Source organism: Streptomyces sp. NPDC005774 (assembly GCF_042871645.1).
Taxonomy (GTDB): Bacteria; Actinomycetota; Actinomycetes; order Streptomycetales; family Streptomycetaceae; genus Streptomyces; species Streptomyces pratens.
Genome location: NZ_JBIAIV010000005.1, coordinates 194,478 through 209,949 on the forward strand (window position 1 = coordinate 194,478; position 15,472 = coordinate 209,949).

Consider the following 15,472-nt stretch of genomic DNA (forward strand, 5'->3'; position numbering starts at 1 on the left):
CGGCGGGGCCGTGCGGCCACCGGCCGGGCATTGCTCCGGAACGGTTATGACCGGTGGGAAGCGGGAATGTGGGGGGTCCGGCCCTCGGGCGGGATGCCAGCAGTATGCGGACGCGGTCACGAGTCGGAGGGCTGGTCGGACAATGCGACAGACACGGATCGAGAAATCACGACGGCCGGCCGCCCGCGCCCGCCGGTACGCGGACGAGACGGCCGCTCTCCTCGACTCCCTCGACCCACGCGACCCCGACATCGTGCGCGCCAAGCGTCTGGGTCCGCGTCCGAGGAGCGGCCAGGACACGTCCGGCCAGTCGTAGGGAATCACGGGGAAGTCGCAGGGAAGTCTCGGGCAAGTCGCAGGGAAGCCCTTCGCAGCAGGGTGTCAGGGGCCGTGCCGGCCTTCGGGTCGGCACGGCCCCCGACGTGTGTGTACCACGCGTGCGCACTGCGCGGTGTCCGCTTGTTGGGCGTCAGGTGTTGTCGGGAATTGGTCAACACGCTTCAATGCGGGGGAACTCGGGGCCCTGAACGGCGGCGTACGGATGTGAAGACCCGTCCGCGCCGACGGGGGAGGGTCCCGGGGTGCGCCGAGCGAACGGCCTGACCAGCCGTTGTGGACATTCAGAGAAAGGCCCCTGCATGCCGCACGCCACACCGCACACGGACACGGACACCACCGCGAAACTGGACTCGGCCCTGCGCGGCGGCCCCTTCCATGTCGCCCTGCGGGCCGCGATAGCCGCCCGCGGCCTGCCGCTGCAACGGGTGCAGCACCATCTGTCGCGCCACGGCGTGAAGGTGGGGGTCACCAGTCTCAGTTACTGGCAACAGGGCGCCCGTCGCCCGCAGCGCGCGGAGTCGCTGCGGGCCGTACGGGCACTGGAGGAGATTCTGGAGTTGCCGGAGGAGTCGCTGATCCGTCTGCTCGCCGAGTCCGACGAGCAGACGCCGGACGACCGCCCCGCGGGCCGTTCCTACCGCTCGCTGCTCGAGGCCTCGGGCGTCCTCGCGGGGCTGCTGGCCGAGCTCGACGCCCCACGGGACAGTGGGCTGCAGACCCTGGGACACCACGAGCGGGTCCGGATCGGGGCGCACCGGGAGCTGGCGGAACGTGAGTCCCACCACATCGTGTGCGCGCACCGGGACGGCATCGACCGCTTCGTGGCCGTCCACCACGGCGACCCCGGTTCCGCACCGGCCCGGATGACCGTGCACTCCCTGGAGAACTGCCGCACCGGCCGCGTCCGCTGGCAGCAGGACACCGGTGTGCTCGCGGCCGAGCTGCTCTTCGACACGCGGCTGCGGGCCGGTGACACGTTCCTGTTCCGGTACGCCGTCGAGGACGGCACGGCCGGCGTCTCGCGCGAGTACCTGCACGGGACGGATTCCCCCGGCGGCCAGTACGCGCTCCAGGTGTGCTTCGACGCCGGGGCGCTCCCGGCGCGCTGCCACCGGTTCACCCAGCACTCCGCGGCGGCACCGCGCGGCGGCCGTCAGGAGCTGGCGGTCAGTGCTCTGCACCGCTCGGTGCACCTGGTCGAGCCGCGCGTGCGCTCGGGGTACGTGGGGATCGGCTGGGACTGGGACTGAGGCCCGGCTCGGAGCCGGACCTCAGTCCTGCGGCTCAGTCCTGCGGCTCAGGTCTGCGGCTTCGCGATGATCGTGCCGTTCTGAACCTCGACGGAGAGCCGTGTCAGCGGTGCCACCGCCGGCTCGCGCAGCACCTTGCCGGTGGTGGCGTCGAACTCGCTCCCGTGGCACGGGCAGATCAGCTTCGTCCCCTTCAGCTGGTTGATGGGGCAGCTCGCGTGCGTGCAGAGGGTGCTGTACGCCGTGAAGGAGCCCTCGTCGTCCCGGCTGACGACGACGTTGTGGTCCCAGTACAGCCTGCTGCTCCCCCGGGCGACCTCGCTCTCCGCGCCGAGTTCGACGGGCCCGGTCGGCGGCGAGGGCCTCTCCTCGCCTCCCCCGCAGGCGGTGAGGCCGAGTCCGGCCACAGGGGTGAGGGCCATGCCTCTCAGAACGGTACGGCGGCTCGCGGCGGATCGGCCGGACATGGGATCTCCACTGGTCGGACGGCGGTACGTGGCGACCTTATCGGGGGTGATCCCTCCGGTCGCCGGGCGGGGAGCGGGTGAGGTCGGTGGGCCGGGGCACGGTGCGCGCGAGAAACGTAAACGCTTGCGCAAACGTTTACGTCTGCCGCCGGATGGGATAGCTTCCCCGTCACGGAGCCGCGGCGGGACATCCGCGTCGGCCGGTACGCGAAGGGAGTGGGCGATGGCGACCATGACGGACGTGGCGCGGTGCGCCGGGGTCTCGGTCGCGACCGTCTCGCACGTCCTGAACGGCACACGGCCGGTCCTCCCGCACACCCGCCAGGCGGTCCTGGACGCCGTCGAGGAGCTCGGCTACACCCCGAACACCCTGGCCCGCTCGCTGGTGACCTCCCGGACCCGCTCGATCGGGCTCGCGGTCTCGGCGATCAGCAACCCGTACTTCACCGAAATCCTCCAGGGCGTCGAGGCAGCCGCCCTGGAGTACGGCTACAGCCTGCTCATCGCCGATCCGCACGACGACCCCGAGCACGAGCGCAAGGTCGTGCAGCTGCTGCACGAGCGGCGGGTGGAGGGCATGATCGTCGCGTCCTCCTCGCAGCCGCGCGGGCTGCTCGCCTACCTCGGGCGCCATCGTGTACCGGCCGTGTTCCTCGACCGGGTGGTCGAGGGCCCCGGGGAGGACGGCCCGCGCTTCGACCAGGTCTGCGCCGAGAACACGGAGCCGACGGCCCGGCTGGTCACGCACCTCGCCGGGCTCGGCCACCGCCGGATCGCCCTGGTCGCGGGGCGGCCCGGGTTCAGCACCACCGCCGAGCGGATCACCGGGTACCGGCAGGGCCTCGCGGGTGCGGGGCTGCCGTTCGACGCACGGCTCCTGGTGCACGGCGACTCCGAGTCGGCCGGCGCCGAACGGGCCACCGGTGACCTGCTCTCCCTCGGCGCTCCCCCGACCGCGCTGGTCACCGGGAACAACGCCATGACGATCGGCGCGCTGCGCGCCCTGCGCGCCCACGGGCTCTCCGTGCCCGGGGACATCGCGCTGTGCTGCTTCGACGACTTCGCCTGGGCGGACCTGTTCTCCCCCCGGCTCACCGCGATCGCCCAGCCCAGCAGGGACATCGGCGCCCGTGCCGTCCAGATGCTCCTGGACCGGCTCGCCGCGCCGGACCGGCCCGCTCGGACCGAGCGGCTCTCCTGCACCTTCGTGCACCGCACGTCCTGTGGCTGCCCGGACCCGCAGGACCTCCCGGAGCGGCCTGTCCAGTCCCCGTAGCCCCTACGGCCTCGGCACACACCGCAGACCCACCACAGCAGACCCGGTGACCGGCAACCCGACAAGCCGGTAACCCAGCAACCCGACAACCCGCGAAAGGGACTCCTCGTGATCGTCGTAGCCGGTGAGGCACTGATCGACCTGGTACCGCAGGGCGCGGGTGCGCTCGCGGCGCTGACGCCGGCGCTCGGCGGCGGCCCCTACAACACCGCGGTGGCGCTGGGCCGTCTCGGCTCCCCCACCGCCTTCTGCTCCCGGGTGTCCCGCGACGCCTTCGGCGAGGCGCTGCTGGACCGGCTGCGGGAGACCGGCGTGGTGGTGTCGTCGGTGCAGCGCGGTGACGAGCCGACGACGCTCGCCGCCGCCACGGTCGCGGCGGACGGCTCGGCGGTCTACTCCTTCTACGTGGAGGGGACGGCGGACCGGCTGTTCACGGTGCCGGCCGCGCTGCCGGCCGACACCCGTGCGGTGTCCTTCGGCACCTGCTCCCTCGTACTGGAGCCGGGGGCGACCGAGTACGAGGAGCTGATGCGCACCGCCCACGCGCGCGGTGTGTTCACCGCGTTGGATCCCAACATCCGGCCGGGGCTGATCCCGGACCCCGACGCCTACCGGGCCCGGTTCCTGAACTGGCTGCCGTCGGTGTCGCTGCTGAAGCTGTCCGAGGAGGACGCCCGGTGGCTCGGCGGCACGCCCTCGCGGTGGCTGGCGGCCGGTCCGGCGGCGGTCGTGGTCACCCGGGGCGGTGACGGGCTGACCGTGTTCACCCGGGAGGGCGGCGAGTGCTCCGTGCCGGGTGAGCGGGTCGAGGTGGTGGACACGATCGGCGCGGGCGACACCGTCAACGCGGCGCTGCTGCACGGCCTGGCGGCCCGGGGCGCGCTCAGCGGGCAGGGGGCGGCCGCGCTGGGCGCGGACGGCTGGCGGGAGCTGCTCGGCTTCGCGGCGCGCGCGGCGGCGATCACCTGCTCACGCGCGGGCGCGGAGCCGCCGTACGCCCACGAACTGGACGGCTGGGCCCCGTTCGAGGTGTGATCCGCCGGACAGACCGCACGCGACGGTAAGTGCCGTGAGCCTTCGACCCGTGCTCCGCGGGGTTCTCCCGCGGAGCACGGCTCGTCCATCGCCTTCGCACGGTCCGACCGGACGGATCCGGGTCCGCCGGGTCGTTCGTGCCGGGTTGGGCAGGTCAGGCCTTGGCCGTCCGGACCGTCCCCTTCCCGGCGGCCTTGACTGCGGTGGTCCTGGCTGCCGTCTTCTTCACCGGGGCCTTCTTCACCGTCGTCTTGCGCGGGGCCCGCACCGGGGCGGCGTCGCTGATCCGGTCCGCGCCGAGGACGTCCCGCAAAAACTTGCCGGTGTGGCTGGCCGGGACCCCGGCAACCTGCTCGGGCGTGCCCTCCGCGACGAGCAGGCCGCCGCCGGAACCGCCCTCGGGGCCCATGTCGACGACCCAGTCGGCGGTCTTGATCACGTCGAGGTTGTGCTCGATGACGATGACCGTGTTGCCCTTGTCGACCAGGCCGGACAGGACGGTCAGCAGCTTGCTGATGTCCTCGAAGTGCAGGCCGGTGGTCGGTTCGTCCAGGACGTAGACCGTGCGGCCGGTGGAGCGCCGCTGCAGCTCGCTCGCGAGTTTCACCCGCTGGGCCTCGCCGCCCGAGAGGGTGGTGGCCGCCTGGCCGAGCCGGACGTACCCCAGGCCGACGTCGTACAGCGTCTTCATGTGACGGGAGATCGACGGGACGGCCTCGAAGAAGTGCATGGCCTCCTCGATCGGCATGTTCAGGACGTCGGCGACGGACTTGCCCTTGTAGTGGACCTCCAGGGTCTCCCGGTTGTAGCGGGCGCCGTGGCAGACCTCGCACGGGACGTACACGTCCGGGAGGAAGTTCATCTCGATCTTGATGGTGCCGTCGCCCGCGCAGTTCTCGCAGCGGCCGCCCTTGACGTTGAAGGAGAAGCGGCCGGGCAGGTAGCCGCGGACCTTCGCCTCGGCCGTCTCGGCGAACAGCTTGCGGACGTGGTCGAAGACGCCGGTGTACGTCGCCGGGTTGGAGCGCGGGGTGCGGCCGATGGGCGACTGGTCGACGTGCACGACCTTGTCGACCAGGTCGTCGCCGTCCACGCGGGTGTGGCGGCCGGGGACGCTGCGGGCGCCGTTCAGTTCGCGGGCCAGGTGGGTGTACAGGATGTCGTTGACCAGCGTGGACTTGCCGGAGCCGGAGACTCCCGTGACCGCGGTGAACACGCCGAGGGGGAAGGACACCTCGATGTCCCGCAGGTTGTTCTCACGGGCGCCGTGCACCGTGAGGAGGCGCGACGGGTCGAGCGGACGGCGGACGTCCGGCAGCGGGATGGCCTTCCGGCCGGACAGGTACTGGCCGGTCTGCGACTCGGTGTTCTCGAGCAGCTCCTTCAGGTCTCCGCTGTGCACGACCTTGCCGCCGTGCTCACCGGCGCCCGGGCCGATGTCGACGATCCAGTCGGCGACCTTGATGGTGTCCTCGTCGTGCTCGACGACGATGAGCGTGTTGCCCATGTCGCGGAGCCTGATCAGAGTCTCGATCAGCCGGTGGTTGTCGCGCTGGTGCAGGCCGATGGACGGTTCGTCGAGGACGTAGAGGACGCCGACGAGGCCGGAGCCGATCTGGGTGGCCAGGCGGATGCGCTGGGCCTCGCCGCCGGAGAGGGTGCCCGCCGCGCGGTTCAGCGAGAGGTAGTCGAGGCCGACGTCGACCAGGAAGCGCAGCCGCTCGTTGACCTCCTTCAGCACTCGCTCGGCGATCTTCTTGTCGCGGGCGGAGAGTTTCATCGCGCCCAGGAAGTCCGCGCACTCGCTGATGGACATGGCCGAGACCTCGGCGATCGACTTCCCCAGGACCGTGACGGCGAGGATGACCGGCTTGAGGCGGGTGCCTTCGCACGAGGGGCAGGCGACCTCGCGCATGTAGCCCTCCAGGCGCTCGCGACCGGCATCGCTCTCGGCCTCGCTGTGCCTGCGCTTGACAAAGGGGAGGGCGCCCTCGAAGGCCGTCGTGTACCGGCGCTCGCGGCCGTACCGGTTGCGGTAGCGGACCTCGACCTGGGTCTTGTGGCCGTGGAGCAGGGCCTTCTTGGCGCGCTGCGGCAGGCCGGCGAAGGGGATGTCCGTGCGGAAGCCCAGCGCGTCGGCGAGGGCTCCGATCAGCCGGGCGAAGTAGTCCTTGGTGTGCCCGTGCGACCAGGGGTGGATGGCACCCTCGTCGAGGCTCTTGTCCGGGTCGGGGACGATCAGCTCCGGGTCGACCTCCATGCGCGTGCCGATGCCGGAGCATTCGGGGCAGGCGCCGAAGGGCGAGTTGAAGGAGAAGGAGCGGGGCTCCAGCTCCTCGAAGGACAGGTCGTCGTACGGGCAGTACAGGTGCTCGGAGAACATGCGCTCGCGCTCGGGGTCGTCCTCGGGGAGGTCGACGAAGTCGAGCACGACCATGCCGCCGGACAGGCCGAGCGCGGTCTCGACGGAGTCGGTGAGGCGGCGCTTGGCGCTGTCCTTCACCGTGAGGCGGTCGACGACCACCTCGATGGTGTGCTTCTCCTGCTTCTTCAGTGTGGGCGGGGTCGCGAGCTGGATGGTCTCGCCGTCCACCCGCGCACGGGAGTAGCCCTTGCTCTGGAGGTCGGCGAAGAGCTCGACGAACTCGCCCTTGCGCTCCTGTACCAGCGGTGACAGCACCTGGAAGCGACTGCCCTCCGGCAGCTCCAGCACCCGGTCGACGATGGCCTGCGGCGACTGACGCGAGATGGGCCGGGAGCACTGGGGGCAGTGCGGCTTGCCGATGCGCGCGAAGAGCAGCCGCAGGTAGTCGTAGACCTCGGTGATGGTGCCGACGGTGGAGCGCGGGTTGCGCGAGGTCGACTTCTGGTCGATGGAGACGGCCGGGGACAGTCCTTCGATGAAGTCGACGTCCGGTTTGTCCATCTGGCCGAGGAACTGCCGGGCGTACGAGGAGAGCGACTCCACGTAGCGCCGCTGTCCCTCGGCGAAGATCGTGTCGAAGGCCAGCGAGGACTTGCCCGACCCCGACAGGCCCGTGAAGACGATGAGCGAGTCGCGCGGGAGGTCGAGCGAGACATTCTTGAGGTTGTGCTCGCGCGCTCCACGGACGATGAGACGGTCGGCCACGCGGGTCCGCACCTTTCTGAGAGGGGTGACAGGGGCAAGGCCCCCGTGTCTTCTCACACTAGGGCGAGCCACTGACAACGCCGGTCGGATTCACGGGTTGACAACAATCCCCGGCTCTCCAGCATGCCCGACGCCGCGCCCGAGTTTATAGCACGTGTATTCGATTTACGGCCTTCCTTCACCACCTTCACCCGAAGGTGTGACGGGGCTAGGGTCGGCACCATGATTGATCACGCCCATGACCTGGCGTCCGTACACGGCGCGACCGAACGGCTGCTCCGCGCTGTCGCCGCACTGGACAACGCCGCTGTGACGCAGGCGTCACGGCTTCCGGGCTGGACCCGTGGACATGTACTGGCTCACCTCGCGCGCAACGCGGACGCCTTGGTGAACGTCCTGGAGGGGCGCCCGATGTACGTCTCCGCCGCCGCTCGGGAGGCCGACATCGAGCGGGACGCCCCGCGCCCCCTCGACGTCCAGCTCGCCGACGTACGGGAGAGCGCGGCCCGTTTCCAGGAGATGGGCACGGTCCCGGCAGACTGGTCGCGCACGGTGGAGCTGCGCAACGGGGTCACCGACCGGGCGGAGCGGCTGCCCTTCCGGCGCTGGGTCGAGGTGGAGCTGCACCACGTGGACCTCGGCATCGGTTACGATCTGGAGGATCTGCCGGCGGATTTCACCGAGCGGGAGATCCGCTTCCTGAAGGCGCGGTTCAGCGGCCACCGGGATGTGCCCACGACGCGGCTGAGCACCGCCGACGGCCGGACCTGGACCACGGGCGGTGGGGCGCCGGGCGACCCGGTCGCGGTCGAGGGTCCGGCCGCCGAGCTGCTCGGCTGGCTCGCCGGGCGCCGTGACGGCTCGGGGCTGACGGTGACGTCCGGCGCCCTGCCCGCCCTTCCCCCGCTATAGGCTGGCCGCCATGACGTACAGCGGGCGTGTGACGGTCGGCGGACCGGCCGATGTGCACGAACTCAAGGACCTGATGATCACCAAGGCCGCCGTCGGGCCCATGAACAACAACGCCTATCTCCTGCGCTGCCGGGCCACCGACGAGCAGCTGCTGATCGACGCGGCCAACGACGCGGACACCCTGCTGGGCACGATCGGTGACGACGGCATCGCGTCCGTCGTCACCACGCACCGGCACGGCGACCACTGGCAGGCGCTTGCCCGGGTGGTGGCGGCCACCGGGGCCCGCACCCACGCGGGCCGGGAGGACGCCGAGGGCATTCCGGTGCCGACGGACGTCCTGGTCGACGACGGCGACACGATCCGGGTGGGGCGGGTGGAACTCACCGCGCGCCATCTCGTCGGCCACACGCCCGGCTCGATCGCCCTCGTCTACGACGATCCGCACGGGCATCCCCATGTGTTCACCGGGGACTGCCTGTTCCCGGGCGGTGTGGGCAACACCCACAAGGACCCGGAGGCGTTCGCCGCCCTGATCCATGACGTCGAGACGAAGATCTTCGACGTGCTCCCCGACGAGACCTGGGTCTACCCCGGGCACGGCAACGACACCACGCTGGGCGCCGAGCGCCCGCAGCTGCCCGAGTGGCGCGCGCGGGGCTGGTGAGCGGCGGCCGGCTGCACGGCACCGGTACCGGCCCGGGTGAGCCCTGTCCTCCGGGGTGGATTTCAGGAGGCGGGGCTTACGCCCGTGCCCGTCCGGCGCCGGCCAGCGCCGCGATCCGCTCCACCGCGAACACGTACCCCTGCACCCCGCATCCCGCGATGACCCCGTCGGCCCGCAGCGAGACGTAGGAGTGGTGCCGGAAGGACTCCCGCCGGTGGATGTTGGAGATGTGGACCTCCACCACGGGCAGGCCGTCGCAGGTGTTGAGGGCGTCCAGGATAGCGACGGAGGTGTGCGAGTAGGCACCGGGGTTGATCACGATGCCGCAGTGGTTCAGCCTCGCCTCGTGGATCCAGTCCACCAGCTCGCCCTCGTGATTGGACTGCCGCAGGTCCACCGTGCCTCCGTGGGCGCCTGCCGCCCCGGCGCACAGTGCCTCCACGTCGGTGAGCGTCTCGGAGCCGTAGATCTCCGGCTGACGCTGCCCGAGCAGGTTCAGATTGGGGCCGTTGAGAATCATGATCGGGGCATCGGCCAGGCTGCGGTGCACAGTTCCTCCGGTCCGTTCGGAAAAGGTCGGGGGTTGCGGCGGCCGTCACCGGGACGCCGCTCGGACCGGTCTATCACGGTCCCGCAGGCGATTGTCCCGGACCCCGTGAGCCACCCGGGCCCGGTGAGCCAACGGAACCGCCTCCGGGTGGGGGTGTGCCGGAGCATGGGTCTGCGCCGGACACGTCCCCGCCCGGAGGCGGTTTCCGAAGTCGGTACTACGGGTTGATCGCCAGTTCGAGATAGGCCGCGAGGATCACCAGGTGCACCCCGCCCTGGAGTGGTGTGGCCCGGCCGGGGCGAACGGTCAGGGCGCCGACCACCACCGTCAGGGTGAGCAGCACCAGATGGGTGTTGCCGAGACCCAGGACGAGTGGGCCGGAGAGCCAGAGGGAGGCTATCGCGACCGCGGGGATGGTCAGGCCGATGCTGGCCATCGCCGAGCCGAGCGCGAGATTCACACTGGTCTGCACCCGGTTGCGATGCGCCGCGCGCACTGCGGCGATGGTCTCGGGAAGCAGGACCAGCAGCGCGATGATCACACCGACGACGGCGTGGGGCAGCCCGGCCGACTTGACACCGGACTCGATGGCGGGCGAGACGCCTTTGGCCAGGCCGACCACTCCGACCAGGGCCAGGCCGAGCAGCCCGAGGCTGATCATGGCGGTGCGGGTGGAGGGCGCGTCCGCGTGGTCGTCCTCCGGGTCCACGACCGGCTTGGGCTTGCCGGGCTTGACCACGGGCAGGAAGTAGTCACGGTGCCGGACGGTCTGTGTCGCGACGAACAAGCCGTAGAGGATCAGCGAGGTGACCGCGGCGAAGGTGAGCTGCACCCCGGAGAATTCCGGGCCCGGCTTGCTGGTGGTGAACGTCGGCAGCACCAGGGTGAGGCCCGCCAGTGTGGCCACCGTGGCGAGCGCCGCGCCGGCGCCTTCCGGATTGAAGGTGGCCGTGCCGTGCCGCAGCGAGCCGACCAGGAGACTCAGGCCGAGGATGCCGTTACAGGTGATCATCACGGCCGCGAAAACGGTGTCCCTGGCCAGGGAGGCGGTATCGGACCCGCCGTCGATCATCAGGGTGACGATCAGCGCGACCTCGATGATCGTGACGGCGACCGCGAGGACCAGTGAGCCGAAGGGTTCACCGACCCGGTGGGCCACCACCTCCGCATGGTGCACCGCGGCCAGCACGGCGGCCGCCAGCACCACGACCGCCACGGCGATGACCGCGCCGGACAGTTCGCTTCCCCAGGTCAGGGCCAGGAGGACCACCGCGAGCACGGGCACCAGGTTCGTCCACCGCTCGCCGATCGTTCTGAACCAACCGATCATGCGCGGCTCTCAGACGTGAAGGAACCCTGGCCTTCGGTCACTCGACGCTCTGTGGACTCGCTCGTCGTGCTGATCATTTTCACATCCACACCATCACCGGATATCAGTTCGTGCGAGCGGTCCCGCCGCTGTCCGGCGGCTCCGATCCCTTGCGTGTGCCTTGTCGTTCCGAGGTTGTCGTTGTCGCGCATGATCTCCTCTACTGACCGGAGGGACGGCCCTTGACGGACGGCGACGAGCATGACCGGCCGCCCTTTTACCGGTTGTGGTGGTCCGGCACGAGACGGACAGATGCAGGGAGCGGTACGCGACTCCGCGTCGCGCCCGCTCCCGGGGGTTGCCTGTCCCTTTCCGGACGGACGGGTCAGGCGTCGATGCTGTCCTTGGCGGTGCCCTCGTCCCGGCCAGCCTCGGCCTGGTCCTTCAGGGCCTGCTTCTTGGAGGCCCTGAGGCTGGTGATCGTCGTGACGATCAGGACGCCACAGATGACGCCCAGCGACACCGGGATGCTGATCTCCGGAACATGGACCCCGGACTCGTGCAGCGCGTGCAGCACCAGCTTCACACCGATGAAGCCGAGAATGATCGACAGTCCGTAGGACAGGTGGACCAGCTTCCGCAGCAGACCGCCGATGAGGAAGTACAGCTGCCGCAGACCCATGAGGGCGAACGCGTTAGCGGTGAACACGATGTACGGATCCTGCGTCAGACCGAAGATCGCGGGGATCGAGTCGAGCGCGAAGAGCACGTCCGTGGTGCCGATGGCGAGCATCACGACCAGCATCGGGGTCATGACCCGCTTGCCGTTCTGCTCGATCCACAGCTTGGTGCCGTGGTACCGGTCGGCCACGCCGAACCTGCGCTCGGCGGCCTTGAGGAGCTTGTTCTCCTCGAACTCCTCGTCCTCCTCGTCGGCACGGGCCTCCTGGATGAGCTTCCAGGCCGTGTAGATCAGGAAGGCACCGAAGATGTAGAAGACCCACGAGAAGCTGGCGATGATCGCGGCGCCCGCGACGATGAAGATCGTCCGCAGCACCAGGGCAATGAGCACACCGACGAGGAGCACCCGCTGCTGGTACTGCGACGGCACCGCGAACTTCGCCATGATCAGGACGAAGACGAACAGGTTGTCTACGCTCAGTGACTTCTCGGTGATATAGCCGGCGAAGAACTCTCCCGCGGGTTGCCCCCCGCCGAAGACCAGCAGGCCGAGCCCGAAAATCACGGCGAGGGCGATCCAGACGATGGTCCAGATCCCGGCTTCCTTGATGGAAACATCGTGCGGCTTGCGGCCGATGAAGAAGTCGATCGAGATGAGGGCGACAAGCCCCAGGACAGTAAGGACCCAAAGGGTCGAGGAAACATCCACTGCGCCTCCGGCAGATACGTCTCACGGAAAATGTCAGCGTCGTCGCTGCCGGAGGTCTCTTCCACCCAGGTCTTCAGCACTTGTGAGCGCCGGAACAGACCTATGGGCCGACGCCCCGGGATCAGGCCTGATCCGTATTGACGAGGTCGCCGCACAGACGGGGAGTACTCCCCTCCGTGTGCAAAACTTTACCCCCATCACCAAGGATTGGTAAAGAGCGAGGTAAAAGAAATCCCAAAGCGCCAGGTGGAAGGCGGTCTTACGCGGGCATGGTCCAGGAGATGGGACGCCACCGCGGCGTTTACGGACGCACGGTCACGGGTTCGCGGTCAGGGGCGCCATGTCCGGCGGGCCTCGGCGACCCGGGTGAGCACCTGCTGGAGGACCTGGCTCCCCGGGGGCACGAGCGGGGGCTCGTACGTCCAGGCGTGGCCGACCCACGGATCGGCCAGATGACTGTCGGCCACCGGCGTCAGCCGCAGCAGGGAGCGCCACAGAGGGTCGAGCAGCGGACCGTACCCGGCGGACTCCTCACGGTCGGCGACCATCATCAGGTGGACGCCGACGGACGGGCCCTCGTCGGCGAGGTAACGCAACTGGTTCACGGCACGGTCGTCGAAACCGTGCGGGAAGTCGTTGACGATCAGTAGCTGCTGGGAAGTGTCGAAGCCGGACGGCAGCGCGTCGGCGGCTCCGCCGCGCAACGCCATCTGCACCAGGTCGACCCGCTGCGTGAGCCGGCCCAGGACGTCCGCGACGCCCGCCGCGCCCCGGGCGGGCGGGGCCGCCAGTACACCGCTCCGCGTCAGCGGTATCAACGACTGCGCGCCCGATCCAGCCGGGTCGACGACGTGCACGGTGAACTCGCCCGCCGGGTAGACGGCGAGCAGGCGTGCCGCATGGGTCACCGCCGTCTCCATGGCGAGACGCCGCATGTCATGGGTATCGGTGAACGACTCGTCCAGGGTGTCGGTACGGCCGCTGTCGATCCACAGGCCGCGCTCCAGCGGCAGCCGGAGCAGCATGGGGATGCGGATCCGGTCGGCCTCGGGCAGCCGGAGGTCGCCCAGGCGCAGCGCCATGGGAATCTCCATCGGCACCCGGTAGGCGTGCCAGACGGGGTTGTCCCAGCGGGCGTACGCCGGGGGCAGGGCGGGTTCGACGACCTCGGCCTCGGCGACGAGCTGGGTGAGGTCACGGTCGAGGGCCTCCCTCGCCCGGTCGACGAGCTGGGCCTGCCGGGCCCTGGCCGCCTCGCGCGCGGCGTCGGCCTGGCCGCCGACCCGGCTGCGCGGGTCGGACAGGACCTGCTCCAGCTCCTTGTCCATGCGGGACTCGGCGAAGTCGACGGCGCTGCGGTAGGCGGCGGCGGTGCGGGCCAGGTCCTCGAACATGCCCCAGACCTGGTTGTAGAGCCGCTCCTCCATGGACCAGCCGGTCGCGTCGCCCGCGACGGGCTGCGCGGGCTGTCCCGGCGGGGCCGGGGGCGCGGTCGGCGGGGGCGGTGGCGGGGCCGCGTTCCGCCGGCGGGGGTGGCTGTAGTCGATCGGACCGCCGGCCGTCGCCGCGGACGGATCCTCGGCTCCGCCGGGATACGCCGGCTGCGGTCCGCCCTGGCCCGGCGATCCGGCCGGCCGGCCGCCGTACGCGGGCGGCACGGGGCCGGGGGCGCCCTGGGGCGCGGTGTCGGCGCTCTGGTCGGGGTGGCGGGCCGGGGCGGTCGCCTGGTGTGAGCGGTCGCTCTCGGAGGGGCGGGGCGGTGGCACCTGCACGGAGCGGGCGAGGCCCCTGGTGACCGCTTCCTCGATGTGGCCCGCGAGCTGCTGCGCCTGGGGCAGTGCCTGGTCGGTGAAGAGTTCGGCCAGGCCGCCGGCGTACCCCTGGCCGACCGCGCGCACCTTCCAGGCTCCCTGGCGCCGGTAGAGCTCGAGGGCGATGACGGCTGTTTCGGCTTCCAGGCCGGTGATGGTGTAGCTGGCCACTTCGGTGCCGTCCAGCCCGGTGACCGCGACGAAGGGCGCGGCGACGGCGCCGAAGCGGGTGGGGCCCTGGCCGGCGACGGCGGGCAGGGCGAGCAGCACGCCGACGCGGTGGACCGCGTCGGCCAGGGCGTCCAGGTCCACCGCGAGCCGGTGGTCGGACGCGGCCTGCCGCGACACCTCCAGGCCGGGCCGGGTGGGCGCGCCCGGGTGGGCCACCCACTCCGCCCCGTGGATCCTGCCGTCCTCGTCGCCGAGCGCGGCCACGGTCACGACCGGCGTGCCGGCTGAGATCCGGATCTCGAGACGGGACTGGGAGAGGGGGTGGTTCTGTCCCCGCACCAGCTCAGCCGTCATCGCCCTCGTCCCCCTGTGTCGCGTGCTTCGCGTGTCGCTGTGTCGCGTGCTTCGCGTGTCGCTGTGTCGCGTGCTTCGCGTGTCGCTCGTGTTCTGCCGTGTGTGACGTGCCGCCGGCGACCTGCCGCTCACCGCGTCACAGGTGACGCTCCGGGCGCCGCTCACCGGCCCCGACGGGGCCGGCCGGCGCTACGGGTGCTGCGGGGCTGCGGACGCTCAGAGCACCGGCAGGATCGCCGGCATGAGGTCCTGGAAGGTGCGGCCGTTGGCCGGGTTGCCGAGGGCCGTCATCGTCCAGCCCGTGCCCGAGCGGTGGACCTTCGCCATGAGCTGGGCCGTGTAGGAGCCGCCGCCGGCCAGCGTGTAGCGGGCGAGTTCCTCCCCGTTGGTCTCGTCGACGAGACGGCAGAACGCGTTCTGCACCTCCTGGAAGGTCTGGCCCGTGAAGGAGTTCACGGTGAAGACGATCTGGTCGATGTGGACCGGGACACGGGACAGGTCGACGAGGATGGCCTCGTCGTCGCCGCCCTGGCCGACGCCGCCGACGAGGTTGTCGCCGGTGTGTCGCACGGAGCCGTCGTCACTCACCAGGTGGCGGAAGAAGACGACGTCGACCGGCTGCTTGTCCGCGAACAGGACGGCGGAGGCGTCCAGGTCGATCTCCCGGGTACGCGAGCCGAACAGGCCGCGGCGGGGGGCCGCCTGCCAGCCGAGACCCATACGGACCGCGGTCAGGCTGCCGCCGTCGTTCTTCTGCAGACTGATGGCCTGACCCTTGGTCATGTTGACGGTCACGCGCTGATTCCCCTCT

14 protein-coding genes are annotated in these 15,472 nt (G+C 70.6%); 6 read left to right on the top strand and 8 right to left on the bottom strand.

Features of this window, described 5'->3' with window-relative positions:
• Window positions 1-142: 142 nt before the first annotated feature.
• Together ACFYQA_RS07445 and ACFYQA_RS07450 are read left to right on the top strand one after the other, a co-directional pair.
• The gene (locus tag ACFYQA_RS07445; RefSeq protein WP_388912847.1) at window positions 143-316 is read left to right on the top strand and encodes a hypothetical protein; all 174 of its coding nucleotides are present in this window, start codon (window positions 143-145) and stop codon (window positions 314-316) included.
• Between the two features lie 322 nt (window positions 317-638).
• Window positions 639-1,589 carry a hypothetical protein gene (locus ACFYQA_RS07450; RefSeq protein WP_388912849.1) on the top strand — a complete coding sequence of 317 codons (951 nt, stop codon included), beginning with the start codon at window positions 639-641 and terminating at the stop codon, window positions 1,587-1,589.
• Between the two features lie 47 nt (window positions 1,590-1,636).
• Here ACFYQA_RS07450 and ACFYQA_RS07455 read toward each other — a convergent pair whose 3' ends face one another.
• Window positions 1,637-2,056, bottom strand: a complete 420-nt coding sequence (locus ACFYQA_RS07455) for a Rieske (2Fe-2S) protein (RefSeq protein ID WP_386398540.1) — start codon at window positions 2,054-2,056, stop codon at window positions 1,637-1,639.
• A gap of 223 nt (window positions 2,057-2,279) precedes the next feature.
• Between ACFYQA_RS07455 and ACFYQA_RS07460 the strand changes: the two genes are divergently transcribed.
• Window positions 2,280-3,332 (top strand): LacI family DNA-binding transcriptional regulator, encoded by a 1,053-nt coding sequence (locus tag ACFYQA_RS07460; RefSeq protein ID WP_388912852.1) that lies wholly within the window; start codon window positions 2,280-2,282, stop codon window positions 3,330-3,332.
• A gap of 108 nt (window positions 3,333-3,440) precedes the next feature.
• A complete protein-coding gene (locus tag ACFYQA_RS07465; RefSeq protein WP_388912855.1) occupies window positions 3,441-4,367 on the top strand; it encodes a carbohydrate kinase in 927 nt (308 codons plus the stop codon).
• A gap of 154 nt (window positions 4,368-4,521) precedes the next feature.
• Here the strand turns inward: ACFYQA_RS07465 and uvrA are convergent, their stop codons facing one another.
• Window positions 4,522-7,497 (bottom strand): excinuclease ABC subunit UvrA, encoded by a 2,976-nt coding sequence (gene uvrA / locus ACFYQA_RS07470; RefSeq protein ID WP_388912858.1) that lies wholly within the window; start codon window positions 7,495-7,497, stop codon window positions 4,522-4,524.
• Between the two features lie 222 nt (window positions 7,498-7,719).
• Between uvrA and ACFYQA_RS07475 the strand changes: the two genes are divergently transcribed.
• Window positions 7,720-8,409, top strand: coding sequence for a maleylpyruvate isomerase family mycothiol-dependent enzyme (locus ACFYQA_RS07475; RefSeq protein WP_388912861.1), 690 nt, complete (start codon window positions 7,720-7,722; stop codon window positions 8,407-8,409).
• Between the two features lie 10 nt (window positions 8,410-8,419).
• Window positions 8,420-9,076, top strand: a complete 657-nt coding sequence (locus ACFYQA_RS07480) for an MBL fold metallo-hydrolase (protein ID WP_388912863.1) — start codon at window positions 8,420-8,422, stop codon at window positions 9,074-9,076.
• Between the two features lie 76 nt (window positions 9,077-9,152).
• Here ACFYQA_RS07480 and aroQ read toward each other — a convergent pair whose 3' ends face one another.
• The 6 genes from aroQ to ACFYQA_RS07510 form a co-directional block, all read right to left on the bottom strand.
• The gene (aroQ, locus tag ACFYQA_RS07485; protein ID WP_388912866.1) at window positions 9,153-9,626 is read right to left on the bottom strand and encodes a type II 3-dehydroquinate dehydratase; all 474 of its coding nucleotides are present in this window, start codon (window positions 9,624-9,626) and stop codon (window positions 9,153-9,155) included.
• 217 nt (window positions 9,627-9,843) lie between these two features.
• Window positions 9,844-10,956 carry a calcium:proton antiporter gene (locus tag ACFYQA_RS07490; RefSeq protein ID WP_388912869.1) on the bottom strand — a complete coding sequence of 371 codons (1,113 nt, stop codon included), beginning with the start codon at window positions 10,954-10,956 and terminating at the stop codon, window positions 9,844-9,846.
• A complete protein-coding gene (locus tag ACFYQA_RS07495; RefSeq protein ID WP_388912872.1) occupies window positions 10,953-11,147 on the bottom strand; it encodes a hypothetical protein in 195 nt (64 codons plus the stop codon). The genes ACFYQA_RS07490 and ACFYQA_RS07495 overlap by 4 nt, the downstream gene beginning before the upstream one ends.
• Window positions 11,148-11,320: 173 nt before the next feature.
• On the bottom strand, window positions 11,321-12,325 hold the full coding sequence (locus ACFYQA_RS07500) for a TerC family protein (protein ID WP_388912875.1): 1,005 nt from the start codon (window positions 12,323-12,325) through the stop codon (window positions 11,321-11,323).
• 329 nt (window positions 12,326-12,654) lie between these two features.
• Window positions 12,655-14,661 carry a TerD family protein gene (locus ACFYQA_RS07505; RefSeq protein ID WP_388912878.1) on the bottom strand — a complete coding sequence of 669 codons (2,007 nt, stop codon included), beginning with the start codon at window positions 14,659-14,661 and terminating at the stop codon, window positions 12,655-12,657.
• Window positions 14,662-14,877: 216 nt separating this feature from the next.
• Window positions 14,878-15,456, bottom strand: coding sequence for a TerD family protein (locus tag ACFYQA_RS07510; RefSeq protein ID WP_257849634.1), 579 nt, complete (start codon window positions 15,454-15,456; stop codon window positions 14,878-14,880).
• Window positions 15,457-15,472: the final 16 nt, after the last annotated feature.